General features: G+C 57.6%; 16 protein-coding genes and 1 pseudogene. 7 read left to right on the top strand and 10 right to left on the bottom strand.

Annotated elements, in window-relative coordinates:
- Window positions 1–138 precede the first annotated feature (138 nt).
- Both hutH and EG886_RS13945 read left to right on the top strand, forming a co-directional pair.
- Window positions 139–1671 (top strand): histidine ammonia-lyase, encoded by a 1533-nt coding sequence (gene hutH / locus EG886_RS05455; RefSeq protein WP_420894162.1) that lies wholly within the window; start codon window positions 139–141, stop codon window positions 1669–1671.
- Between the two features lie 102 nt (window positions 1672–1773).
- Window positions 1774–1888 (top strand): annotated as a pseudogene (locus EG886_RS13945) (DivIVA domain-containing protein); the annotation flags it as partial.
- A 648-nt stretch (window positions 1889–2536) separates the two neighbouring features.
- Here EG886_RS13945 and EG886_RS05445 read toward each other — a convergent pair.
- Entirely contained in the window at window positions 2537–3274 is a 738-nt protein-coding gene (locus EG886_RS05445; RefSeq protein WP_124727186.1) for a metallophosphoesterase, read from the bottom strand.
- Window positions 3275–3398: 124 nt separating this feature from the next.
- Here EG886_RS05445 and EG886_RS05440 point away from each other — a divergent pair, with 124 nt between their 5' ends.
- Window positions 3399–4058 (top strand): SGNH/GDSL hydrolase family protein, encoded by a 660-nt coding sequence (locus EG886_RS05440; RefSeq protein WP_164491673.1) that lies wholly within the window; start codon window positions 3399–3401, stop codon window positions 4056–4058.
- Between the two features lie 141 nt (window positions 4059–4199).
- Window positions 4200–5039: a D-amino-acid transaminase gene (gene dat, locus EG886_RS05435; protein ID WP_124727184.1), complete on the top strand. Its 840-nt coding sequence runs from the start codon at window positions 4200–4202 to the stop codon at window positions 5037–5039.
- A 128-nt stretch (window positions 5040–5167) separates the two neighbouring features.
- Here the strand turns inward: dat and EG886_RS05430 are convergent, their stop codons facing one another.
- From EG886_RS05430 to EG886_RS05410, 5 genes are all read right to left on the bottom strand, one after another.
- On the bottom strand, window positions 5168–6967 hold the full coding sequence (locus EG886_RS05430; RefSeq protein WP_124727183.1) for a serine/threonine-protein kinase: 1800 nt from the start codon (window positions 6965–6967) through the stop codon (window positions 5168–5170).
- Between the two features lie 402 nt (window positions 6968–7369).
- A complete protein-coding gene (locus tag EG886_RS05425; RefSeq protein ID WP_124727182.1) occupies window positions 7370–8113 on the bottom strand; it encodes an SDR family oxidoreductase in 744 nt (247 codons plus the stop codon).
- A 99-nt stretch (window positions 8114–8212) separates the two neighbouring features.
- Window positions 8213–9028: a lipoate--protein ligase family protein gene (locus tag EG886_RS05420; protein WP_124727181.1), complete on the bottom strand. Its 816-nt coding sequence runs from the start codon at window positions 9026–9028 to the stop codon at window positions 8213–8215.
- 5 nt (window positions 9029–9033) lie between these two features.
- The gene (locus EG886_RS05415; RefSeq protein WP_124727180.1) at window positions 9034–10263 is read right to left on the bottom strand and encodes an McrC family protein; all 1230 of its coding nucleotides are present in this window, start codon (window positions 10261–10263) and stop codon (window positions 9034–9036) included.
- Window positions 10260–11669: an AAA family ATPase gene (locus tag EG886_RS05410; RefSeq protein WP_124727179.1), complete on the bottom strand. Its 1410-nt coding sequence runs from the start codon at window positions 11667–11669 to the stop codon at window positions 10260–10262. The genes EG886_RS05415 and EG886_RS05410 overlap by 4 nt, the downstream gene beginning before the upstream one ends.
- Window positions 11670–11873: 204 nt before the next feature.
- Here EG886_RS05410 and nfi point away from each other — a divergent pair, with 204 nt between their 5' ends.
- A complete protein-coding gene (gene nfi, locus EG886_RS05405; RefSeq protein WP_124727178.1) occupies window positions 11874–12569 on the top strand; it encodes a deoxyribonuclease V in 696 nt (231 codons plus the stop codon).
- Between the two features lie 44 nt (window positions 12570–12613).
- On the top strand, window positions 12614–13318 hold the full coding sequence (locus tag EG886_RS05400; protein WP_124727177.1) for an RluA family pseudouridine synthase: 705 nt from the start codon (window positions 12614–12616) through the stop codon (window positions 13316–13318).
- A gap of 67 nt (window positions 13319–13385) precedes the next feature.
- On the opposite strand, the gene EG886_RS05395 is transcribed toward EG886_RS05400, so the two are convergent.
- The 3 genes from EG886_RS05395 to nagZ all read right to left on the bottom strand — a co-directional run bounded on the left by EG886_RS05395 (window position 13386) and on the right by nagZ (window position 16829).
- Window positions 13386–14012 (bottom strand): DnaA N-terminal domain-containing protein, encoded by a 627-nt coding sequence (locus EG886_RS05395; RefSeq protein WP_164491672.1) that lies wholly within the window; start codon window positions 14010–14012, stop codon window positions 13386–13388.
- Between the two features lie 63 nt (window positions 14013–14075).
- Window positions 14076–15047, bottom strand: a complete 972-nt coding sequence (locus EG886_RS05390; RefSeq protein ID WP_164491671.1) for an SDR family NAD(P)-dependent oxidoreductase — start codon at window positions 15045–15047, stop codon at window positions 14076–14078.
- A 72-nt stretch (window positions 15048–15119) separates the two neighbouring features.
- Window positions 15120–16829, bottom strand: a complete 1710-nt coding sequence (gene nagZ, locus EG886_RS05385) for a beta-N-acetylhexosaminidase (protein WP_124727174.1) — start codon at window positions 16827–16829, stop codon at window positions 15120–15122.
- 169 nt (window positions 16830–16998) lie between these two features.
- Between nagZ and EG886_RS05380 the strand changes: the two genes are divergently transcribed.
- A complete protein-coding gene (locus tag EG886_RS05380; RefSeq protein WP_164491670.1) occupies window positions 16999–18111 on the top strand; it encodes a ZIP family metal transporter in 1113 nt (370 codons plus the stop codon).
- 100 nt (window positions 18112–18211) lie between these two features.
- On the opposite strand, the gene ptsG is transcribed toward EG886_RS05380, so the two are convergent.
- Complete coding sequence (ptsG, locus tag EG886_RS05375) at window positions 18212–20158, bottom strand: glucose-specific PTS transporter subunit IIBC (RefSeq protein ID WP_124727172.1); 1947 nt, start codon at window positions 20156–20158, stop codon at window positions 18212–18214.
- Window positions 20159–20214 lie beyond the last annotated feature (56 nt).

Genomic DNA, 20214 nt, shown 5'->3' with positions numbered 1-20214 from the left:
GACTTTTTTTATGCACGGGAATATAATAGAATCATTAATCAGATAAATGAAAAGTCTAAAAGAAGGGAGGGTCGGGCTTGGTTCCGATTCCTCCCTTCTCTCGTTCTCTACTCCAATAAAAGGGGAAAGCGTGTCATGATGACGAAAAATGCCACCGTCGTGTTGACCGGAAGTCAACTCGGTTTTGACGATTTTGATCGCGTGGTGCACGGCCGCGCCAAAGTCGCCCTGTCGGACGAAGCACTGCTCCGCATGGAGGAGTCCTCCCGCTACGTGCAACACCTCATCCTGGAAAACCGGACCGTTTACGGGGTGAACACGGGATTCGGCAAACTGTGCGACACGGTGATCCCGCCGGAAGAAACCCGGAGACTTCAGCGAAATCTGATCATCAGCCATGCGTGCGGAACGGGAGAGCCTCTTCCGGAAGAGGTGGTACGCGGAATGATGCTGCTCAGGATCAACGCCCTGGCGAAAGGTTTCTCCGGCGTGCGTCCCTCCACCGTCCGGATGATGGCGGAACTGCTCAATGAAGAAGTTCATCCGATCGTCCCCTCGCAGGGGTCACTGGGAGCAAGCGGAGATCTCGCGCCGTTGGCCCATATGTGCCTTCCGCTTCTGGGACTGGGAGAAGTCATGCACAAAGGTGTGAAAAAACCGGCCGCCCGTGTGCTTCGCGAGTTGGGGTTGGTTCCTCTTGAGCTGGAAGCGAAGGAAGGGCTTGCACTGATCAACGGAACCCAGATGATGTGCAGCCTGATGGCCCATGCCGTGATCCGGGCACGCCAATTGCTGCTGGCCGCGGACATCATTTCCGCCATGACCATGGAAGCCTTGGAAGGAATCCCTCACGCATGCCATCCCCGTTTGCACCTGGCACGCGGACATCGGGGGCAAATCGTCACCGCTTCCAACCTGTTGAAACTTCTCAAGGGGAGCCTGCGCGTCACGGAACCGGGCGAAAAAAGGGTTCAGGATGCGTACAGCCTTCGTTGCATTCCCCAGGTTCACGGCGCCTCCAAGGACGCGTTCCGTCACGTAAGGGAAATCGTGCTTGCGGAAATGAACGCCGCCACTGACAATCCTTTGATCTTCGCCGATGAAGACGAAGTCATTTCCGGAGGGAATTTCCACGGACAGCCGCTCGCACTGGCCTCCGATTACCTGGCCATGGCCATGTCCGAAATCGCCAACATCTCGGAGCGCAGGACCGAACGTCTCGTCAATCCGACACTCAGCGGCTTGCCTCCTTTTCTGAGCAAAAACAGCGGACTGGAGTCCGGCTACATGATCATGCAGTATACCGCCGCATCCCTCGTCTCGGAGAACAAAAGCCTCTGCCATCCGGCATCGGTGGACTCCATTCCGTCCTCCGCCAATCAGGAGGACCATGTCAGCATGGGGTCCATCAGCGCCCGCAAATGCATGAGAATCATCCGGAATAGCGAACGCGTGCTGGCCATCGAATATCTGTGCGCAGGACAGGCACTTGAATTCAGGACCGGTCAATCGGGGATCGGTACGGAATGCGCTTGGCGCCTGTTGCGACGTGTGGTACCTCCCCTTGAACATGACCGGGAAGGACATGCGGACATTCAGGCGGCGACGGAACTGCTGACCTCGGGTGAGCTGGTGAAAGCCGTCACGGGCCGGGTCGAACTGGAAGTGTGAACCTGTAGCGGGCGGAAAGTACAGGAAACGGAGTATTTACCATTCAGACTTGAACAAGTATACTGAAATATATGAGCAAACCGGACACAGGGAGGAGTAGGCATGCCCCGACTGACCGCCCGCGAAATACACAGCAAGGAATTCAAGCGTTCCGTACGCGGTTATGACGTGGATGAAGTGAATGAATTTCTTGACCAAATCATCAAAGATTACATAGAGTTTGAAAGCATTACCAAGAACATGCCGTTCGGTCCGTCCGAACACCTGGTCAACATCGAACACCTTCTTGAGCAACTCCTGTACGACGTTCAGCAGCTCCGGGAGGAAAACCGGATGCTCAGGGAACAAATCGCGAGCGCTCTCGAAGAGGAGCCGTACGAAAACCGTCCTTACGACAACAATCCGTATTATCGGTGATGTTTCCCGCCCCTTCCGGCTTCCTTCGGTCCGGTGACTGTGATCATCCGCCGGACCGCTTCAACGGGGCGCGGACAACAAAAAAGGCCCCGGTTTCGGAAGATTCGAAACCAGATGCCTTGCGCAACCGGTCCGCAAGCGCTTCCCCGTCAGTCCGGAGAAAGCACCCGCTCCCGGCTTGACCGTCCACATACGGAAAGCCCCGAAAGGTTTCCTTTCTCTTTCACCATCCGCACGCGAACACGAAGATCGTGGGAATGACCAACAAGAAAATCAGCAATTGCCTCCAGCCGTAACCCCATCCACTCATCGTTCCCCCTCCTCACTTGTCGGCTTGTTCCAACCTATGTCTCCGGAACACGGCTCGTCACGGCCGGCGCCCATCCTCCATGGATCACAAAACGCACATTTTGTCACTCGCATTGATGTTTCATCGGGGGCTTTCGATTCAATCCCTGATTTTGACCGGACAAAAGTCCAGATGATCGCAAGCCACCAACTTGAGTTCCACGCCTTCGGTCACTCCCTGGATGGCTTCCTCCGCCGCTTTGCCGTGCATGTGCCCGTATACGCACAGGGAGACTCCGAACTCCTTCATGACATCCATGAATCCGGATTCCGTGCAGCTGCGGGTGAGCGGAGGAAAATGAAGCATCACGATGATCTCGCGCCCCGGATGCTCGCGGACCGCCGACTCCAGCGCGATGCGGAGCCGTCCCACCTGTCGGAGGTAAATCTTCCGGTCCTCTTCTTCTTTGAAGAACGGGTCACCCGGAAGTGTCCATCCCCGGGTTCCGGCAATCACCTTTCCTTCCACCTCGACATGATCCGCATCGATCCACGTCATGCCTTCGGGGAGCATCTCCCGAAGCTTCTTTTTGCTGCTGTAATAATAGCAGTGATTCCCCGGAGACAATACTTTCTTTCCTGGAAGACCGGCAATCCAGCCGAAATCGTTCATCGCCGTTTCCATGCGCATCGCCCAGCTGATGTCTCCCGGGATGAGCACGGTGTCATCCGGCCCCACAACCCTGAGCCAGCTGTCACGGATCCGGTCATAATGCCGGGTCCATCCGAACACATCCATCGGCTTGTCCACATCCCGTTCATGATCAATGTCATAAAGCGTGACGGGTCGTTTGAATGAAAGGTGCAAATCACTCAATGCAAAAATGGCCAATTTCATCCCATCCTTACATCCGTCTCTTTGTCGAAGAATCCGGCCCGGGGCTTGCGACCTCACGCCCTGTCCGGCGGTTTTCCCCGTTCATAGAATGAATCAAACGTTCCGGGAAAGGAGGGCGCAAGCGATGGGAAACCGATACTGGCTTGCGCTCGGAGATTCCGTCACGGCAGGAGTGGGCGCTCCGCCCGGGCAAGGGTATGTGGACCGAATCCACCGAATGTTGGAGGCCGACGAAAAACACCTTGATCCGGTCCGAATCTGCCGCAGCGGTTGGCGCTGCAAGAACCTGGCCCGGGCCCTCGGATCCCCCCGGGCCGCCCGTTTTCTCCGCGAAGCCCGTCTCTCGACCCTCCTGATCGGAGGAAACGACCTTTTGTTCGCCTGGTTCAAATTCCTGCTGTTCGGCCATGAAGCGGTGTTTGAACAGGCTTTGTACCACTTTTCCTTCTGTTATACGGAAATTCTCCGGAAACTGACCGGCGAAACCGCGGGCCCCGTCTACGTGTTCAACCTGTATAATCCGTTCCCCGAGGAACCTCTGGCCAATCATTACGTTTCGCGGATCAACCGTCTCATCGAAACCCGTTCCGCGTCATTCCGCGTTCCCGTGATTGACATTCACGGCATTTTTGCCGGTCGCGAGCCTTGGCTGATCGACGGGTACCGGACGGGAAGGCTCCGCGACTTGCTCCGGTCTCCCCGAATGCCCATCCACCCCGGTCCTTCGGGACACCGGGCGATCGCCGACGCATTTCGGAAAAACATCGGGAAAGAACAGCTGTAACATTCATTCTACAACGGCGGATTCTCTTGATCAAAAAAAACGGACGGAGCACCGGGAATCCTGACAGCGATGATCATTCCAAAATCCGATTGAGCTTTTGCTTTTGATCCGTCACACTGGAAGTATACCGGGACGGAAAGGATGAAAGAAATGATTCTCTACGGCGATCGCATTTTAAAACGGGATGAAGTGCAGATTGACATCGAAGACCGCGCCTACCAATTCGGGGACGGCGTGTATGAGGTGATCCGCGTCTATGCCGGGAAGCCCTTTTGCATGCAAGAACACTTGGAACGGTTGGAGAAAAGCGCCGCCGCCATTCGGCTCCGCTTGCCGGAACCCGTCTCCAAAATCCGTGAATTGCTTCTCCGGCTGCTCGAGGTCGAAGGGATGCGTGACGGCAACCTGTATTTGCAGGTGAGTCGTGGAGTCGCTCCGCGAAATCACGCTTTTCCCCCTGACATCAAGGCGCAATTGGTCGCATACACCCAGCCGTCCGGTCGCCCCGTCCGGGAGTTGGAAAACGGAGTGCGGGCCATCACCACCCAAGACATCCGTTGGCTGCGTTGCGACATCAAAAGCTTGAATCTTCTGGGAGCCGTCCTTGCCAAGCAACAGGCGGTGGAACGGGGAGCTCACGAAGCCATTCTGATCCGGGACGGATTTGTCACGGAAGGAAGCTCCACCAACATTTTCGGCGTCAAAGCGGGAACCTTGTACACACACCCTGCCGATCATCTGATCCTGCACGGGATCACGCGAAAAATCACGTTGGACGTCGCCAGGGAATCGGGAATTCCCGTCCGGGAAGAAGCTCTTGCCGAAGAAGAACTGAAACAATGCGAGGAGGTCTTCCTGACCAGCACCACCATGGAGATCTGCCCGATCGTTGAAATTGACGGAACCCCCGTCGGAACAGGCCGGCCGGGCCCGATCACCCGGCGGTTGCAAGAAGGGTTTGTCCGGAAGATCGGCATCTGATCACCGACCCGCCTCCAAAGGCGGGTCGTCGTTTTTTCCTTAAGCACCGCATGCCGCTCCCCGAAAACCGGATCATCAGGCAGTCGGTCCCCAAAAAAACAGGCCGCGTATCGCGGCCGTTTTGTTTCTCACTCCCCTGACGTCTTGACCCCCACCAGTTCCAATCCCTTTTCGTGAATCATCGAAACTTCCCGGATGGCAACGGGTCCGTTCGGATTGGTGTACTTGATTTCCGTTTGATTGGAATCCTGGGAGACCGTAACGCTCAGCTTGTCCAGCTGATCGGGAGTGAACGTGACCAGAATGGGTTTGTCTTTTTTGGGCTCCCAATTGACGGGAGTCTCGACCAGTTTCTGCTCCAACAGGTAGAGGACCAGCTTTTTCTCATTTTTCTGCCAAACCAACCGGTACATGCTGTTGTCGACGCCCTGCAGATTCAACTGCAGAGGATTTCCCTTTTCCGGCGGGATGAACGCGAACCGGTCGGATTCCGCGGCATTGATGCGGATTTGCGTGTTCGGATACACCGAGAGACGGGTGATGTACTCGTCATCCGGACGGATGATTCCCTGTCCGTATCCGATCCGCCACGGCTGCCCGTTCAGGAACGTCTGTTCCAGAGCCTGCCTGTCGGTGCTGGTCATTTGCGGGAAATAGAGAGTGGCCCCTTCTTCTCCCCGGAAACGCATGGTCAGTTCACCGTTCATGTGCGTCGTTCCGACGGCCACATACCGCTCTCCTTCCCCGTACTCCTGGATGGAGATGCGCACCGGTTCACCCGGAATGTAGATCACTTCAAAAGTGTATTTCTTCCCGGGCTTGATCCGGAACTGCTCGCCGGACTCCCCGATCGGGTACATCTTGCCTTTCATGTAGTAAAACAAAGAAACGATGCCGGTTTCTTTTTTCACGTAAAACCCGAACACGGACTGCCTGTCCTTGGTTTCCACATAACCGGTGAAGCCGTTCAGCGTTTTCAAGGTGAAATCGCCCCGGATGTTGGTCACGTCCTTGAAAGTGTAGGGAAGCGTGAACCATTCCTTGTGTTTGGTGAATGTAAATTGGTCGACGATTTCCCCGTCCCTGAGTCGGACTTCCCTTTCTCCGGCCCATTGGTTGTAGGCTTCCCCCAAGCCGATCTGGGAAGAAACGGACAAGGTGACCAGCACCAAAGCGGCGGCCGCCACACCGATCGCGGTGTAAAGCGTTTTGCGGGAACGTCCCTTACGCCCGGATTCGCCTCCTTCCTCTCTGGATCGGCTGGCCACGTATCTGCCCACGGAATGGGTGATCTGTCCCAGACTGAACTTCCGGTCCAGGCATTGAAGAGCCAGTCGGGCCACCCGGGAAGGGATCTTTTTCTCATCCAACAATTTCTCGCATTGTTTCAGCCCGCCGATCGGAGCTTGCCCCGTCACCAGGTAGAACAAGAGCTCACGCCACTTTTCGTCAAAAGTGGACTGTTTGGAGTCCTTGACATAATAGAAGAGCAAAAGCGGTTTGTGACCCACGAGCAAAATGTTTTTGGGGTCGAGCGTGGCACTGAGCGGCAACGGCAGGCGTTCCAGATCCTGAAGCGTTCTCAGGCAATTGTGGACAATGCGAACGGCGTTGTCGGGATCCATCGTCCGTTCCTTGTTCACAATCAAAGGCAGGGGGTCACCGGAGAACGGGGGATGTACAAGGATGATTTGATCTTCTTCCTCCATGACATCAAGGATCGGCGCCAGGTTCGGATGTTGCAGCTTCCGCAACGCATCCTGAAATCCTTTGGGAAGAGGCCGGCGACGCACCTTGATCGCTTGGAGAAACACTTGTGCCCCGTCCGGAGATTTCGCCTGAAGAAGCTGGCCGGAGAAGAAGTTGATGACATCTTCCACCTGAAATCTCTCATAAAAGCGACTTTTTCCTTGAGTTTCGTGTTTCAACAGCGTTCCCCTAACCTTGTAGAAAATTGAAAGAATACCGATGAATTGACAAATTATGGAGTCATAAGTACCGGCATCTCTATGCTATCACAAGAACCGGAAAAATCAAGCGATCACGGGGCCCGAACAGCGCAAATACACAAAAACGGAAAAAATTTTTGACAAATCCATGAACCAACAAGCCCCGTTTCCGTGTCATGCATCGTTCCCGTCACATTTATGCAACAATTCCCATAATACGATCCATATCTACATCATAACGTTCCCAACCACGAAAATCAATGAATATTGGTCGGAAAAGTGAATGGATTTCAAATTCTTTCACACAACTCTCACCCTGTTTCATCCAGAAGGGAAAAACCCGGAACCGCATGACGGGTTCCGGGTTCATTCCGCGGCGTTTCATCGGCGGATGTTGGAAGGGCGGATCATCATTTCGTTCACGTTGACATGCTCCGGCTGGGAAACCGCATACACCACCGCCCGTGCGATATCATCGGGTTGCATCAGGACGACGGGAGATTGCGCAAACATGTCGAGCACGTCCCGGTCCGTCACGTGGGACACCAATTCGGTGGCCACCGCACCGGGTGACACGTTGGTGACGCGAATCCCCTTGGGCGTCAGTTCCTGGGCGATTCCCGCGGAAATGGCGCGCACGGCAAATTTTGTGGCCGAATACACCGAAGATGACGGGAACACTTCGTGGCCGGCGTCGGAAGAAATGTTGACGATGTGCCCGCTTCCCTGTTCAAGCATCACGGGCAAGACGGCGTGAATTCCGTACAGGACTCCCTTGATGTTCACATCCACCATGCGCTCCCATTCTTCCACTTTGTTTTTCTCCAGAAACGAGAGCAGCATCACGCCGGCGTTGTTGACAAGAATGTCGATGCGTCCCCATTCGCTTTTCACCTGGGACGCCAATCGAACCATGGCCTCTTTGTCCGTCACGTCGGCGGGAATCTCCAGCGTCCTCACACCTGTTTCGCGGCGAATGCGGTCGGCGAGCCGCTTCAGCCGGTCCGCCCGCCGGGCCGTGATCGCCACGTCGACGCCGGCGTCAGCCAACGCCAGAGCGGTGGCTTCGCCGATTCCGCTGGATGCGCCGGTGACGATGGCCGTTTTTCCGTGAAGGTTTTTCAAGGATTTCACCTGCCGTCGGGGGCGGCCGGAGGCCGTCCCGGATGGAATGACAAAGCCGATTCTAGCAAAACGGATTCCGTTTCGGCAACCTTCCGCCGATCATTTCTTTCGGTTCCAATCGTCGGTACCGTATTTCTCCCGAACCAGCCGGTCCGCCACTTCCCGTTCTTCCTCCGTCAGTTCTCCGGGCTCCAGCCGGATGCCCATTCCCCGCTCGAATCCCTCGAAAAACGCCTTGATCACTTCTTCCATGGATGCTCCGGGCGACCGCAGCTGGTTGATGGCCACCGCTTTTTCGGAAAAGCTCCGTTTCAGCCGTTCTTTCACCTGTTCATTCGGAAAACGGAGAACATCAAACAGAAGGTCCTCATCCAGATCCACCAAAACGGACCCGTGCTGGAGAATGACTCCGCGTTGCCGGGTTTGCGCGCTCCCCGCCGCTTTCCGGCCCTCGATGACCAACTCATAATCGGACGGAGAATCAAAGCATGCCGCCGACGCCGCTTCCCTGCGGCCGGATTCGGGCAACGAAAGCTCGGCCTTGAGTCCGAGCAGACGATATCCTTCGAGCAAAGCCTGGCTGATCACCCGGTAGGACTCGCTCACGGTGGGAGGCATCAGCGGATGATCTTCCGAAACCACCACGCTGTAGGTCAATTCCTTGTCATGGAGGACGGCCCTTCCGCCGGTCATGCGCCGGACAAACCCCAACCCCCGTGAGCGGATCCGCTCCAGAACCACTTCCTTGTCCACCCGCTGGAAATACCCGATGCTCAACGTCGCCGGATTCCAGCCGTAAAAACGGACGGTCGGAGGCACCCGACCTTCCCGGTGCACGTGCAGGATGGCTTCGTCAATGGCCATGTTCTCGGCCGGCGTATGGACGCGATACGGCAAAAAGCGCCAGGATTGCATACGATTCACGCTCCGGTTTGATGAGATGACCTTCTCATTGTAGCACGGCTTCCACCCTCCAACCACGCCCGCAAAAAAGCCTTCCCCGCGGCTTCCGGGTCTTGGGCCACATCAAACACCAACGCGCGGACCCGAATGCCGCCGATCTCTTCATCCAGTTCCTCGCCGCCGCCGGGAGTGACCAGCACCGCTTCCCGGGTTCCCAACGACAACGCGTACGCCACCACCTGGGCGACATCCCGGGCGGACAGGGATTGAACCGATTTGTACTTGGTATCCATCACCGACACCGGTCGACCCGTCCGGCGATCCACGGCCACCAGATCGGCCCTGAAGCGGATGCGCCCCGTTCCGGCCGGCCGAACCCGCTCCTGGGAGCGAATCTCCAATTGATCGGGAGCGGACATTTTCAACCATTCAGCCACAAACATCTCAAACAGCCGGGACATGTCCACCAGAAACGGGATCGCTTCTCCCGTTCCGCAACCGTGTCCCGGAAGCAACCCCTCGAGCACCAGCCGGCAAAGCGTGTGCAATCCCTCATACTCCCCGTATCGGGGATGATACGCCTTTGCGTTCCGGACGTGCACGTTCACCGGACGCAACGTGACAAACCGGGACAACATCCGGTACGCCCTGGTCACGTTGGCCGTTGTCTCCGATTGGAGCGGCAGCCGGGCGCGCAAGACCCGGTGCAAGGTCCAAAGCAACAACCGGTTGTCGTCACAGTCGGCATCAATGACCCGAAAGCGGCACGGGATCCGGTCCGGATGCGGACGGGCGATCCACTTTTCCGTCAGGAGTTTACCCCGAACCACCGGCAAGGTGTTTTCTTCCGTGCGAAACTCCTGGACGGGCCCCCTCCGGATCCGTTCCGCCACCCGATCGGCCAGCCACCCGATCAACCGATCGACCCATCCTTCCGCATTGTCCGCCCGGATCCGTCCGTCCATGATGCAGACACCGCCGAAACGACATGCGATCCCCAGCATGAGAAACAGATTTTGCACCGGAAAGCGCGGAGAAATCCGGATGCCTCCCCGCTTTCCCATCGGGATGACACCGACCCATCCCTTGGGAGTCAACCGCCAGCATCCCTCCGTGGCCGGACCGGGAAAGTCCACCTTCAATTGCTTGCCGAAGCGACGATGAAGCCACATTCCTTCATCCATCGACAAACGCCCGGACTCCACACGGGTGGGTTCAAACTCTTTCAGCTCCAACCAACCGTTCATGACCGAAGTCTCCCTTTCACCCGGTCCCACCGCCAGGTCTCCCAAACCTCCGGGTTGCCGGCAAACAATTCTTCAAGGTACGGCTCCACTTCCGTTCTCCAGATCCCCTCCAATTCTCCCGACAAATCCGGGGTGAAAAAGAAAGAAGTGCCGAGCTCCATGTCCGGTTCGGCAATCTGCCGATTGATTTCCTCCAATACTTGAACCAGACCTCGGATCCGGTTTCCGCGAAGCCGATGATACCTTTCCAGCACGTCAAAACGGGGATTCACCCGGACAAACGCAAACCGGCGACGGATCGCATGATCCATGAGCGCCACGGCCCGGTCTGCCGTGTTCATCGTCCCGATGATCCGGACGTTTCCGGGCACCCGAATCACTCCCCCTGCCGCAAGCGGAATCTCCTCTTCCCGGCGTTCAAGCGCCAGCAGCAGTTCCCCGAACACTCCGGCCGGCGCGGCGCGGTTGATTTCGTCAATGATCAGCACCGCCTTCCCCGACTTTGCTTCCGCTTCCCTGCAAAACCGGAGAAAATGACCGGGTTCCAGCCGATAGACCGGTTTGCCGTCCCCGCCGCTGACAGGCCGAATCCCTTGGATGAAGTCTTCATAGGAAAATCCGGGATGAAATTGAAGCCGTTTGACCAAGCCGTTCTTTCCGGCGACCCATTCCGCCAGTTTCTCCGCCAACCACGATTTTCCCGTCCCCGGCGGACCATAAAAAATCAACTGCCCTTTCCGTTCCAACGCGTTCAGCCACAGTTCCAGTTCTTCCGGTCGAAAACCCGTCTCATCCGCCAATGCCCGGACATTCCGCCCGGAAACCGGCCGTTTTCCCTCAAACGCACAAGCCAATAATTCATCCCGAATCGCCCTGTCAAAAAGAGCCCTGCCCAGCAGCTCCTGGTGCCGCCGGCGATACGGCGATCGGGTCACTCCGGAAAATCGCCGCACCATACGCTTCAACGTAAGGTCGAACAAGGCCAGAATCTCATCTCGAAAGGCATGAAAATCGGCCATTTGAAACGAATAGCTCCCGACTTCGGAATCCGACTTGTGAACGTAATCTTCCCGGATCTCCGGTTTGTCCGCGAACTCTCCCAATTTCCCCCGGATCAGCGGGAGACGGACCGTCATCTGACCGTCTTCCCTGCGTCCGATACCGACCGTCAGCCACGAACAGAAATTGAAATGGATGCGGGCAAGATCCGAACGCATCGTGACGGCAAAGCGTTCATCCGCTGCGGATGTGATCCCCAATCGCCCTGCCGTCTCTTTATACATGCCGAACGCCCACTCCGCCGTCCGTCGATCCTTGAGAATCTCCGCCAACTTCTTGCCGACCCGGCAGAGTTCGGGCTCCTTCTCCCGTTCAATCCTCCCGTGATCTCTCTTTGTGTGCGCCATGTGTCGGTCCTCCGGTGGCAGTTTCGGTTGTGCAAGCCAAACATGCCGGATCCGTTCCCCGTGCGTCCATTCGCTCAGTCACTTGTGAAACGGAAAGAAACTCCGGCGAATCTTACAACCATCTCACAGATTCTGATATAAAATTGTATCATGAACGACAACAAAGAACAGTTGAATGATCCGAAAGTCCCGGGAGGCGTTCAAATGAAACCGGTCCTGCGGCATCCGTGGGTTCTGACGGAAGAGGAAGCGGTCAGGCTGCAAACGGAGTGGGCGAAACGGGTGATTCGGGAAGACCGGCTGAAAGAGGTGAAACGGGTGGCGGGAGTGGACGTGGCTTACGACAACCGGTCAGACCGATTGGTGGCGGCCGTGGTCGTTCTGGATGCCGTCACGCTGGAAACCGTTGACTCAGCCGTGGTGGAGGATCAAGCCCGCTTTCCCTATATCCCCGGACTCTTTTCGTTTCGGGAGCTTCCTCCCGTCATTCGGGCGTTCGAGCGGCTGAACCTTCGACCCGACCTGGTGGTGTGCGACGGTCAAGGCCGGGCCCATCCCCGACGATTCGGACTGGCCTGCCACCTCGGCGTGATGTTTGACATCCCGGCCATCGGATGCGGAAAAACCCGACTGACCGGCGAAGGGGAAGAACCGGGGCCCATGCGCGGAGATTCTTCTCCGCTCGTGGACCGGGGCGAAGTGGTCGGATGTTTGCTGAGGACACAAACGGGCATCAAACCGGTCTGTGTTTCCATCGGGCACCTCGTTTCCCTGGAAACGGCCCGTGAGTGGGTCCTGAGGCTGACCCCGCGTTTCCGGCTTCCGGAAACCACCCGCCGGGCGGACAGGCTGGTTCGGACCATGCTCCGGTCACAAACTGGTCATGACGCCCGATCTTGAGGTATCCTTTGAGGAGAACCATGACCCGAGAGGACGAAATCAAGATGTACACACAGACCCGTCCGGCCATCCGGATCCTTCATGAAGACAACCACCTGCTGGTGGTGGAAAAACCCGTCAATCTTCCGGTTCAGGCCGATGCGTCCGGCGATGAGGATTTGCTTTCCTTGTTGAAGAAAGATTTGAAAGTGCGGTATCAAAAGCCGGGGAATGTATTCCTCGGTCTGGTTCACAGACTCGACCGCCCCACCGGAGGCGTCATGGTGTTTGCCAAAACGTCCAAGGCGGCATCCCGCCTGTCGGACTCCTTCCGGGAAAAACAGGCGGTGGACAAGGTGTACCTGGCCGTCGTCCACGGGAAGGCGCCCTCGGCGGGAACGCTGAAGCATCACCTGTGGAAAGACCAAAAAAGAAACCGGGTTTTCGTGGTCCCGGCCGGGCACCGCGGTGCCAAGGAGGCCGTCCTGCATTTCGAGCGTCTTGCGGTTTGCGGCCCGCTCAGTCTCATGCGGATCCGGTTGGAGACGGGACGATCCCACCAGATCCGCGTCCAGTTTTCCGAGATCGGACATCCGCTCCACGGAGACCAAAAGTACGGAACCGCCCGAAACAAACCCGGCCAACAACTGGCTCTGTGGGCCCACAGGCTGACGCTTCCCCATCCCGTGAAAAAAGAGGAAATGACGTTTGTGTCATTTCCTCCCCAAACCGATCCGTGGATGAAATTCGGTGATTTCGGGGCGAAGTGAACCGCTTCGCCCCCGCCGACCGGAATCATGCACGGCCCATGACTCTCCGTGAGCGATCCTTCAACGTTCAAGGATCCGTTTTCTCCTGCTTCATCCCGGCTTTCTTTCCGTCCGGTTCATCATCCGGATTGGCGAACATCCCCAAGTCTTCCCACGGTTCGCGCAAACTCTCGAGTGCTTCTTCCGCTTCTCCCAACAGTTTGCGGATCACCGCGTCCCCTTCTCCCGATTCCGCCCACCGAATGTCCCCGGTTTCATCCTTCCAACCGACGCGGATGCGGCAAATGTCCCCCTCGGGCAGTGACTCCTCCATCATCTTTCCGTAACGCGAAGCGACCCATTCGGCGCTGAAACGATCCGGCCCCAGCAAATCCAGACTTTCCCCGTCCACTCCGCAAACGGCAAGCGGTTTCAGCCACATTTCCAAACTTTCTTCGGAAATGCGTCCGGACATCCGCTCAAGGACTTGCGCCCACAAGCGATCTCCCGGCGATTGCCCGGACTGCGCCGAATCCTTCAACGAATCGTCCGAACCGGCGCGTTCCGTTGCCGGTCGAACGGATTCTTCGGCAAATAGCCTTCGTTCCAAGGAGTTCAACCTCTCCAGGATATGCTGCTGGTTTTCCAGGATCTGCACCAGCAGCCGCCGAATCTCCTCCTTCATCCAGTGATCCCTCGCTTTCGTTACTGCCACGATACGGCAGTTTTTCCGGAGGGTCAAGACGCCCGAAGCGTAAAATGGCATGTGAGCAAACGGTCAGGATGTGCCTCTCCTTCTCCGCATTTCCCATTCCACGGCCTTGCGAATCGCTTCTTCCGGCGGGGTGATGGAGTATCCGAGTTCCCGCACCGCTTTTTCCGACGAATAGTAAATGTTCCGACCGATCAATTTGGCAAGATCCCATGGGAATCCCGGATCCTTGCGGGTAATGAATGACGCGGCTTCCCCGGCCACGGCCGCCGCTTTTGCCAACCAGGCCGGCACCCTCCGGATCCGTGTGCCGGTTCCGGCCGTGTCGGCAACCCGTTGAAAAAAATCCCGGAGCGGGAGATTGGTGCCCCCCAATATGTACCGCTCCCCGACCTCACCGCGGGTGGCCGCCAGCAGATGCCCCTTGGCGACGTCTTCCGCGTCGCAGATGTTGACGCCGCCGTCAGGAGCCATGGTCAAGCGCCCCGTCATGACCGACCTGACGAGCGAAGAGCCGGTCGTACGCGGACCGATGATCACCGTCGGATTGACCGCCACCGCCGGCAAACCTTCCTTCACGAGCGCCAGAACCCGTTCTTCCCCTCCCCGTTTGCCTTTGGCATATTCCACGTTCAGGAGATCCCCGTTGAACGGAAACGATTCATCCGCTTCTCCTGTCTCCGGAAAGCCGACGGCCGCCGCGGAGCTGGTCAGCACAAACCGCTTCACTCCGGCGCGAAGGGCAGCGCGCGCCATGTTCTCCGCTCCCCGGACGTTGATGTCCATCATCCTTTGCGACAAAGCTTTGCCCCAGGTCACTTCACCGGCCACATGAAACACCAGATCCATCCCTCTGCAAACTTTCTCCAGCGAGTTCGGGTCCGTCACGTCTCCCGGCCGGAACCGGACCCCCTCCGGCAGTCCTTCCAGCCGTGAACCGGACCGGTGAAGCACGGTCACCTCCATCCCTTCCCGCACCAGCAGATGGACCAGATTTCTTCCCAGGAATCCCGTTCCTCCCGTCACCAAAACGCGCATCCGATCTCCTCCCCGCACATCAAAAAACAGGGTCGTCCTCACGGGCAACCCTGTCTCCATCATACCATCCGATCATTTTGTTCCGGTATACCCGAGACCCGAACCCGCCGGATACAGATCGGGCACCGTCACCGGCAGACGTCCCGAAGGATTGTTCCGTCCGAAGAGGGTGTCCACGGCCGCCTGAAGATGCACTTGCCGAAATCCGTACACGGCGAGATAGGCATCCACTCCGGGAAACGCCCGGATATCATACGGATTTCCGAACGCGACCACCGCCACCGGTTTGCCCGCATTTTGGAGCTCGCGCACCAAACGGGCCATCCGCGGCTGACGGTCGGCGTTGTGCGTGCCCACGATCAGCAGATCCTTGTCCTTTGCCCATCGCAAGATGTCGTTCCGTTCCGCGTCTGTCAGATCCCGCCGTTCCACCGTCAGCTCTTCCACCCGAAAGTGGTGAGCCTTCACCTTCCCGATCAGGGAATACGGGGTGATGATGCCCACCTTTTGCCCGGAAGACAAATGAAGCGGCAGCAGATTTCCGTCGTTTTTCAGCAACGTGACGGCCCGTCGGGCGGTGTCAAGCGCCTGTTGCCGGTTCTTGTCGGTTCCCGTCCGTTCGGCCACCCCGGTCTCCTCCACATACCGGCGTTTGTCCAGAGCGTATTTTTGCTTCAACCGGAGAATCCTCAACACGGAACGGTCAATCCGCTCTTCGGAAATCTCGCCGGAACGGACGGCCTCCAAAATTGCGTCCCGGACTTCAAAAGGTTCCTTCGTGGAAGAAAACGGCGGCAACAAAATGATGTCCGCCCCCGCTTCCACCGCTTTCACCGCGGCTTGGGGCACTCCCCCGAAGGTTCCCGACACTCCCGCCATGGTCATGCTGTCCGTGACGATCACGCCCTCAAACCCCAACTTCTCACGCAGGAGCCCGGTAAGAATCGGTTTTGAAAGGGTGGCCGGCAAGTCGGGAGTGGGATCCAACGAAGGAACGTGGATGTGTGCGGTCATGATCACATCCACGCCTGCCTCGATGGCGCGCTTGAACGGCACCAGCTCCACCCGCTCAAACTCTTCCCGGCTCTTCGGAATCACCGGCAATCCCAAATGCGAATCGACATGAGTATCCCCGTGGCCGGGAAAATGCTTGACGGTGGGCACCACTCCCCTCTTTTGATGCGCACGGACAAACGCTTCGCCCAATCGGGCCACCAATTGCGGATCTTCTCCGAACGAGCGCGTTCCGATCACGGGATTGTCCGGATTCACGTTTACGTCCAACACCGGGGCCAGATTCATGTTGATGCCCACGGCCGCCAACTCTTCGGCGATCATGCCCGCATCCCGCTCCGTCCTTTTCTCGTCCGCCACGGCTCCGAGAGACATGTTTCCGGCCGTTTCGGTGAATCCCTCCGTCAAACGCGCCACCGAGCCCCCTTCCTGGTCGACGGACACGATGAGGGGAATCTTCAGCCGGGTCTGCTCCGCCATGCGTTGCAATCCGTTGGTCAGGCGGGCGGTCTGAAGCGGATGTTTGATGTTTCCGGCATTGGAAAACAGAATGACGGATCCCGCTTTCATGTCCTGAACCAGTTTTCGTGCGTCTTCGGTGGGGGTTTCACCGCGGAAACCGACCATCATCATCTGACCGATCTTTTCTTCGAGTGACATCCGTTCCAGGAGCTGTTGCTCCGGCGACGCCGGTTGTGCCTGCGTACAAGCGACGGCGGTCAGGACGGAACCCAGAATACAAAGCGACCGGAGAACCTTCCGTTTCATTTCATCCCCCCTCGAGATGTTGCCAAAATGTCCTCACCATCAGATTACCCTGTTTTCCGATTCAGGAAAAGGATTCCAAATCATCAAAAAATCGCCCGAACAAGCCATCATTCGGCGATCTTCTTCCCCATACATTGTTAAGGACCATGATCATCTGGGGGGCGATGCTTTGAACGAATACCTGAACTGGAACCTGCTGGCGGCGGCGGGCTCTCTGGTCGGCGGAGCGCTTGTCGTCTGGGGGCGCAACCGTCATGCTTCCATCGGACGATCCACCTTTTCCCTGATCTGCGCCGGACTTCTGGTCGCCGTGGCACTCGCGGGAATGCTTCCCCATGCCCTGTCCGAATCCGTTCCGCTGACGTTGGCGGGAACGATCACCGGATTGATGCTGGCATGGATGACCCGCCGCCGCGGACAGACACAAACGGAGAAGAAACGTTCAGGGGCAGTCACTTGGACCGCCATCGTCGGATTGGGGTTGCACAGCGTGTTTGAAGGCATGGCGGTGGGGAGCGGACATCATCTCGGGGCCATGACCGGCCTCGCCGCGGCGGTCGGTTTGTTTGTGCACAAATTGCCGGAGGGAGCAGTGGCCGCGACACTGACGGCAACCAAAGGTCGTTGGGTCACACTGGCGGCGTCCGCCGTACCGGGTGTGGGGGTGGTGCTGGGCAGCCTGCTGGCCGGAGCATTCGTTCTGTCACCGGAATGGCACGAACGGGGCTCCCCGTTTGTGCTGGGACTGGCCGCGGGCATCCTCCTCCGTGTCTTTCACGCCGAATGGGCATCAACGGCAGATCGACCGTTTTCGTTTCGCATGATCCGGCTGTTCCTGGGCACCGTCATCGGAGTGTTCCTGGTCATGCTCGGCATCTGGGTCGCGGACGGGCACACGGCTTCCGGTTCCCGTTCCTTTCATTCGGATGGCGGGCATCAGCATCATGCCGTCACTCCCGTGCAAGTCCCGGAAAATGTTCCCGCCCCGGAAGTTCATCTGGAAGTCATTCCGGAACCGGGCGGTCACTGCCTGATCGTGCTTCACACCCGCCATTTCCGGTTTGTTCCCGAGCAACCCGGACGCGAACCGCTCTTCGGGGAAGGACATGCGCATCTGTATGTCGACGGCAAAAAAATCGCCAGACTGTTCGACACCACCGCGCGCATCCGCCTGGAGCCGGGAACCCATGTGATTCGCGCGGAACTGGTCGACAGCGCCCACGCCCCTTACGTCCATCGGGGAAAAACGATTCAATCCGAACAAACCGTCACGGTGAAATAAAAAGCCGCCGCGTCCCGGGCCGGTTGAGAGCGGCAAGATCCACTTGCCGTCGTGCCGGGATGCGGCGGTTCTTTCAACCTTCAAACATGAAACGGATGATTCATGATTGGCGCGTGACGGAAATCACGTTCGTCTCTCCGGCTTGAGCCTGTTCTTTGAGAATGTTGACGGAGAGACCTTTGTCCAGATTGGTGAACACCACCGGGGTGACCACGGAGGGAGCATGCTCGCGAAGGAACTCCAAATCCGCTTCGATCAGCGTTTGCCCCCGGGTGACGGTGTCCCCTTCGCCCACAAACGTTTTGAACCCTTTGCCTTCCAGTTTGACCGTGTCAATCCCGACGTGAATCAGCACTTCATGGCCCTCCGCCGTGCGCAGTCCGATGGCATGTCCGGTCGGGAACAGATTGACCACCGTGCCGTCCACCGGAGAGACCACTTTCCCGTCTTCGGGATCCACGGCAAAACCGTCACCCATCAGCTTTTGTGAAAACACCGCGTCCTCCACCCGTTCCAGCGAAAGAAGTTTACCGGTCATCGGCGACGCGATTTCTCCCGCGGGAAACTCCGCTTCATTCGGAGATTGCGCGTCTTTCTGATCGGACTCCTCTTCCGGAACCCGGACAGGTGCCTGTCCGCTCATGATCCGTTTCATCTGTTCCCGGATCAGATCGGATTTGGGACCGAAAATGATTTGCAGGTGATTGCCCATTTCCAGAACGCCTGCAGCACCCAGTTTCTTCAGCTCTTCCTTGTTGACTTTGCCCACATCGCCGACCGAAACGCGCAAACGGGTGATGCAGGCATCCAGCGCCGTGATGTTTTCTTTGCCGCCCAAAGCCGAAAGAACGTCAGCGGCCAGTTGGCCCATGTTTCCGGACGTTTGTTCCGAGTGTTCCTCTTCGTCTTCACGGCCCGGTGTTTTCAGATTCCATTTTCGGATGGCAAACCGGAACCCGAAATAGTAAATCACGGCGAATACCAGTCCAACCGGAATGATGAGCCACGGATTGGTATCTTTTTCCCAGAACATGATCAGGTCGATGATTCCGCCGGAAAACGTCATGCCCGCCTTCACTCCGAGGATGTCCATCAACATGAAGGAAAGCCCGGCAAACACGCAATGCACCGCGTACAACAGCGGAGCGACGAACAGGAACGTGAACTCGATCGGTTCGGTGATTCCCGTCAAAAACGAGGTCAGTGCAGCGGACAACATGATGCCGCCGACCACTTTGCGACGCTCCGGACGGGCTTCCTGCCACATGGCCAGCGCCGCGGCAGGCAGACCGAACATCATGAAAGGAAACTTCCCGCTCATGAACGTGCCGGCCGTGGGATCCCCTTGCATGAAACGATTGAGGTCCCCTTTGATGATTTCGCCGGCGGAAGTGGTGTAAGTCCCGAACTCGAACCAGAACGGCGAGTAGAAGATATGATGAAGTCCGAACGGAATCAGGGAACGTTCAATCACCCCGAAGATGAACGCGGCCAACGCCGTGTTCTGCGTGGTGACAAAATGCGAAAACACGTCAATCTGCTTTTGGATCGGCGGCCAGATGTAGAAGAATGCCACACCGAGCAGAAAAGCGGTGGCAGCCGTCACGATCGGCACGAAGCGTTTTCCGCCGAAGAAGCCGAGAAACGGCGGAAGTTCGATGGCGTGGAATCTCCGGTACAACAAGGCCGCCGTCACCCCGATGAGGATTCCGCCGAACACCCCGGTCTGCAGGGTGTCGATTCCCAACACCTGTACCGTTTCCACCTTGAACAATTTGGCCATTTCACCCATGGTGGCGTTCATCACCAGCAAACCAACCACGGCGGCCAAACCGGCGGTCCCTTCGCCCTGGGTCAGTCCGATGGCCACCCCGACGGCGAAGAGAAGGGCCAGGTTGGCGAACACGACACCTCCCGCCTGCTCCATGATGCCGATTTGCGTTTTGTTCCCGATGGCCAGGAGCAGACCGGCGGCGGGCAACATGGCGACCGGAAGCATGAGAGCCTTGCCGGCTTGCTGCAGCGTTCCGAACATCCGCTTGAACATGATGACTTCCTCCTTTACCCGATTGTCCGGATCAGACCGTTCCGGCAAACACGCGT

It is taken from the genome of Staphylospora marina (assembly GCF_003856495.1).
GTDB lineage: Bacteria > Bacillota > Bacilli > Thermoactinomycetales > Thermoactinomycetaceae > Staphylospora > Staphylospora marina.
Note: the sequence above shows the minus strand (reverse complement) of the source record. Positions and strands in the feature narration are given on the sequence as shown.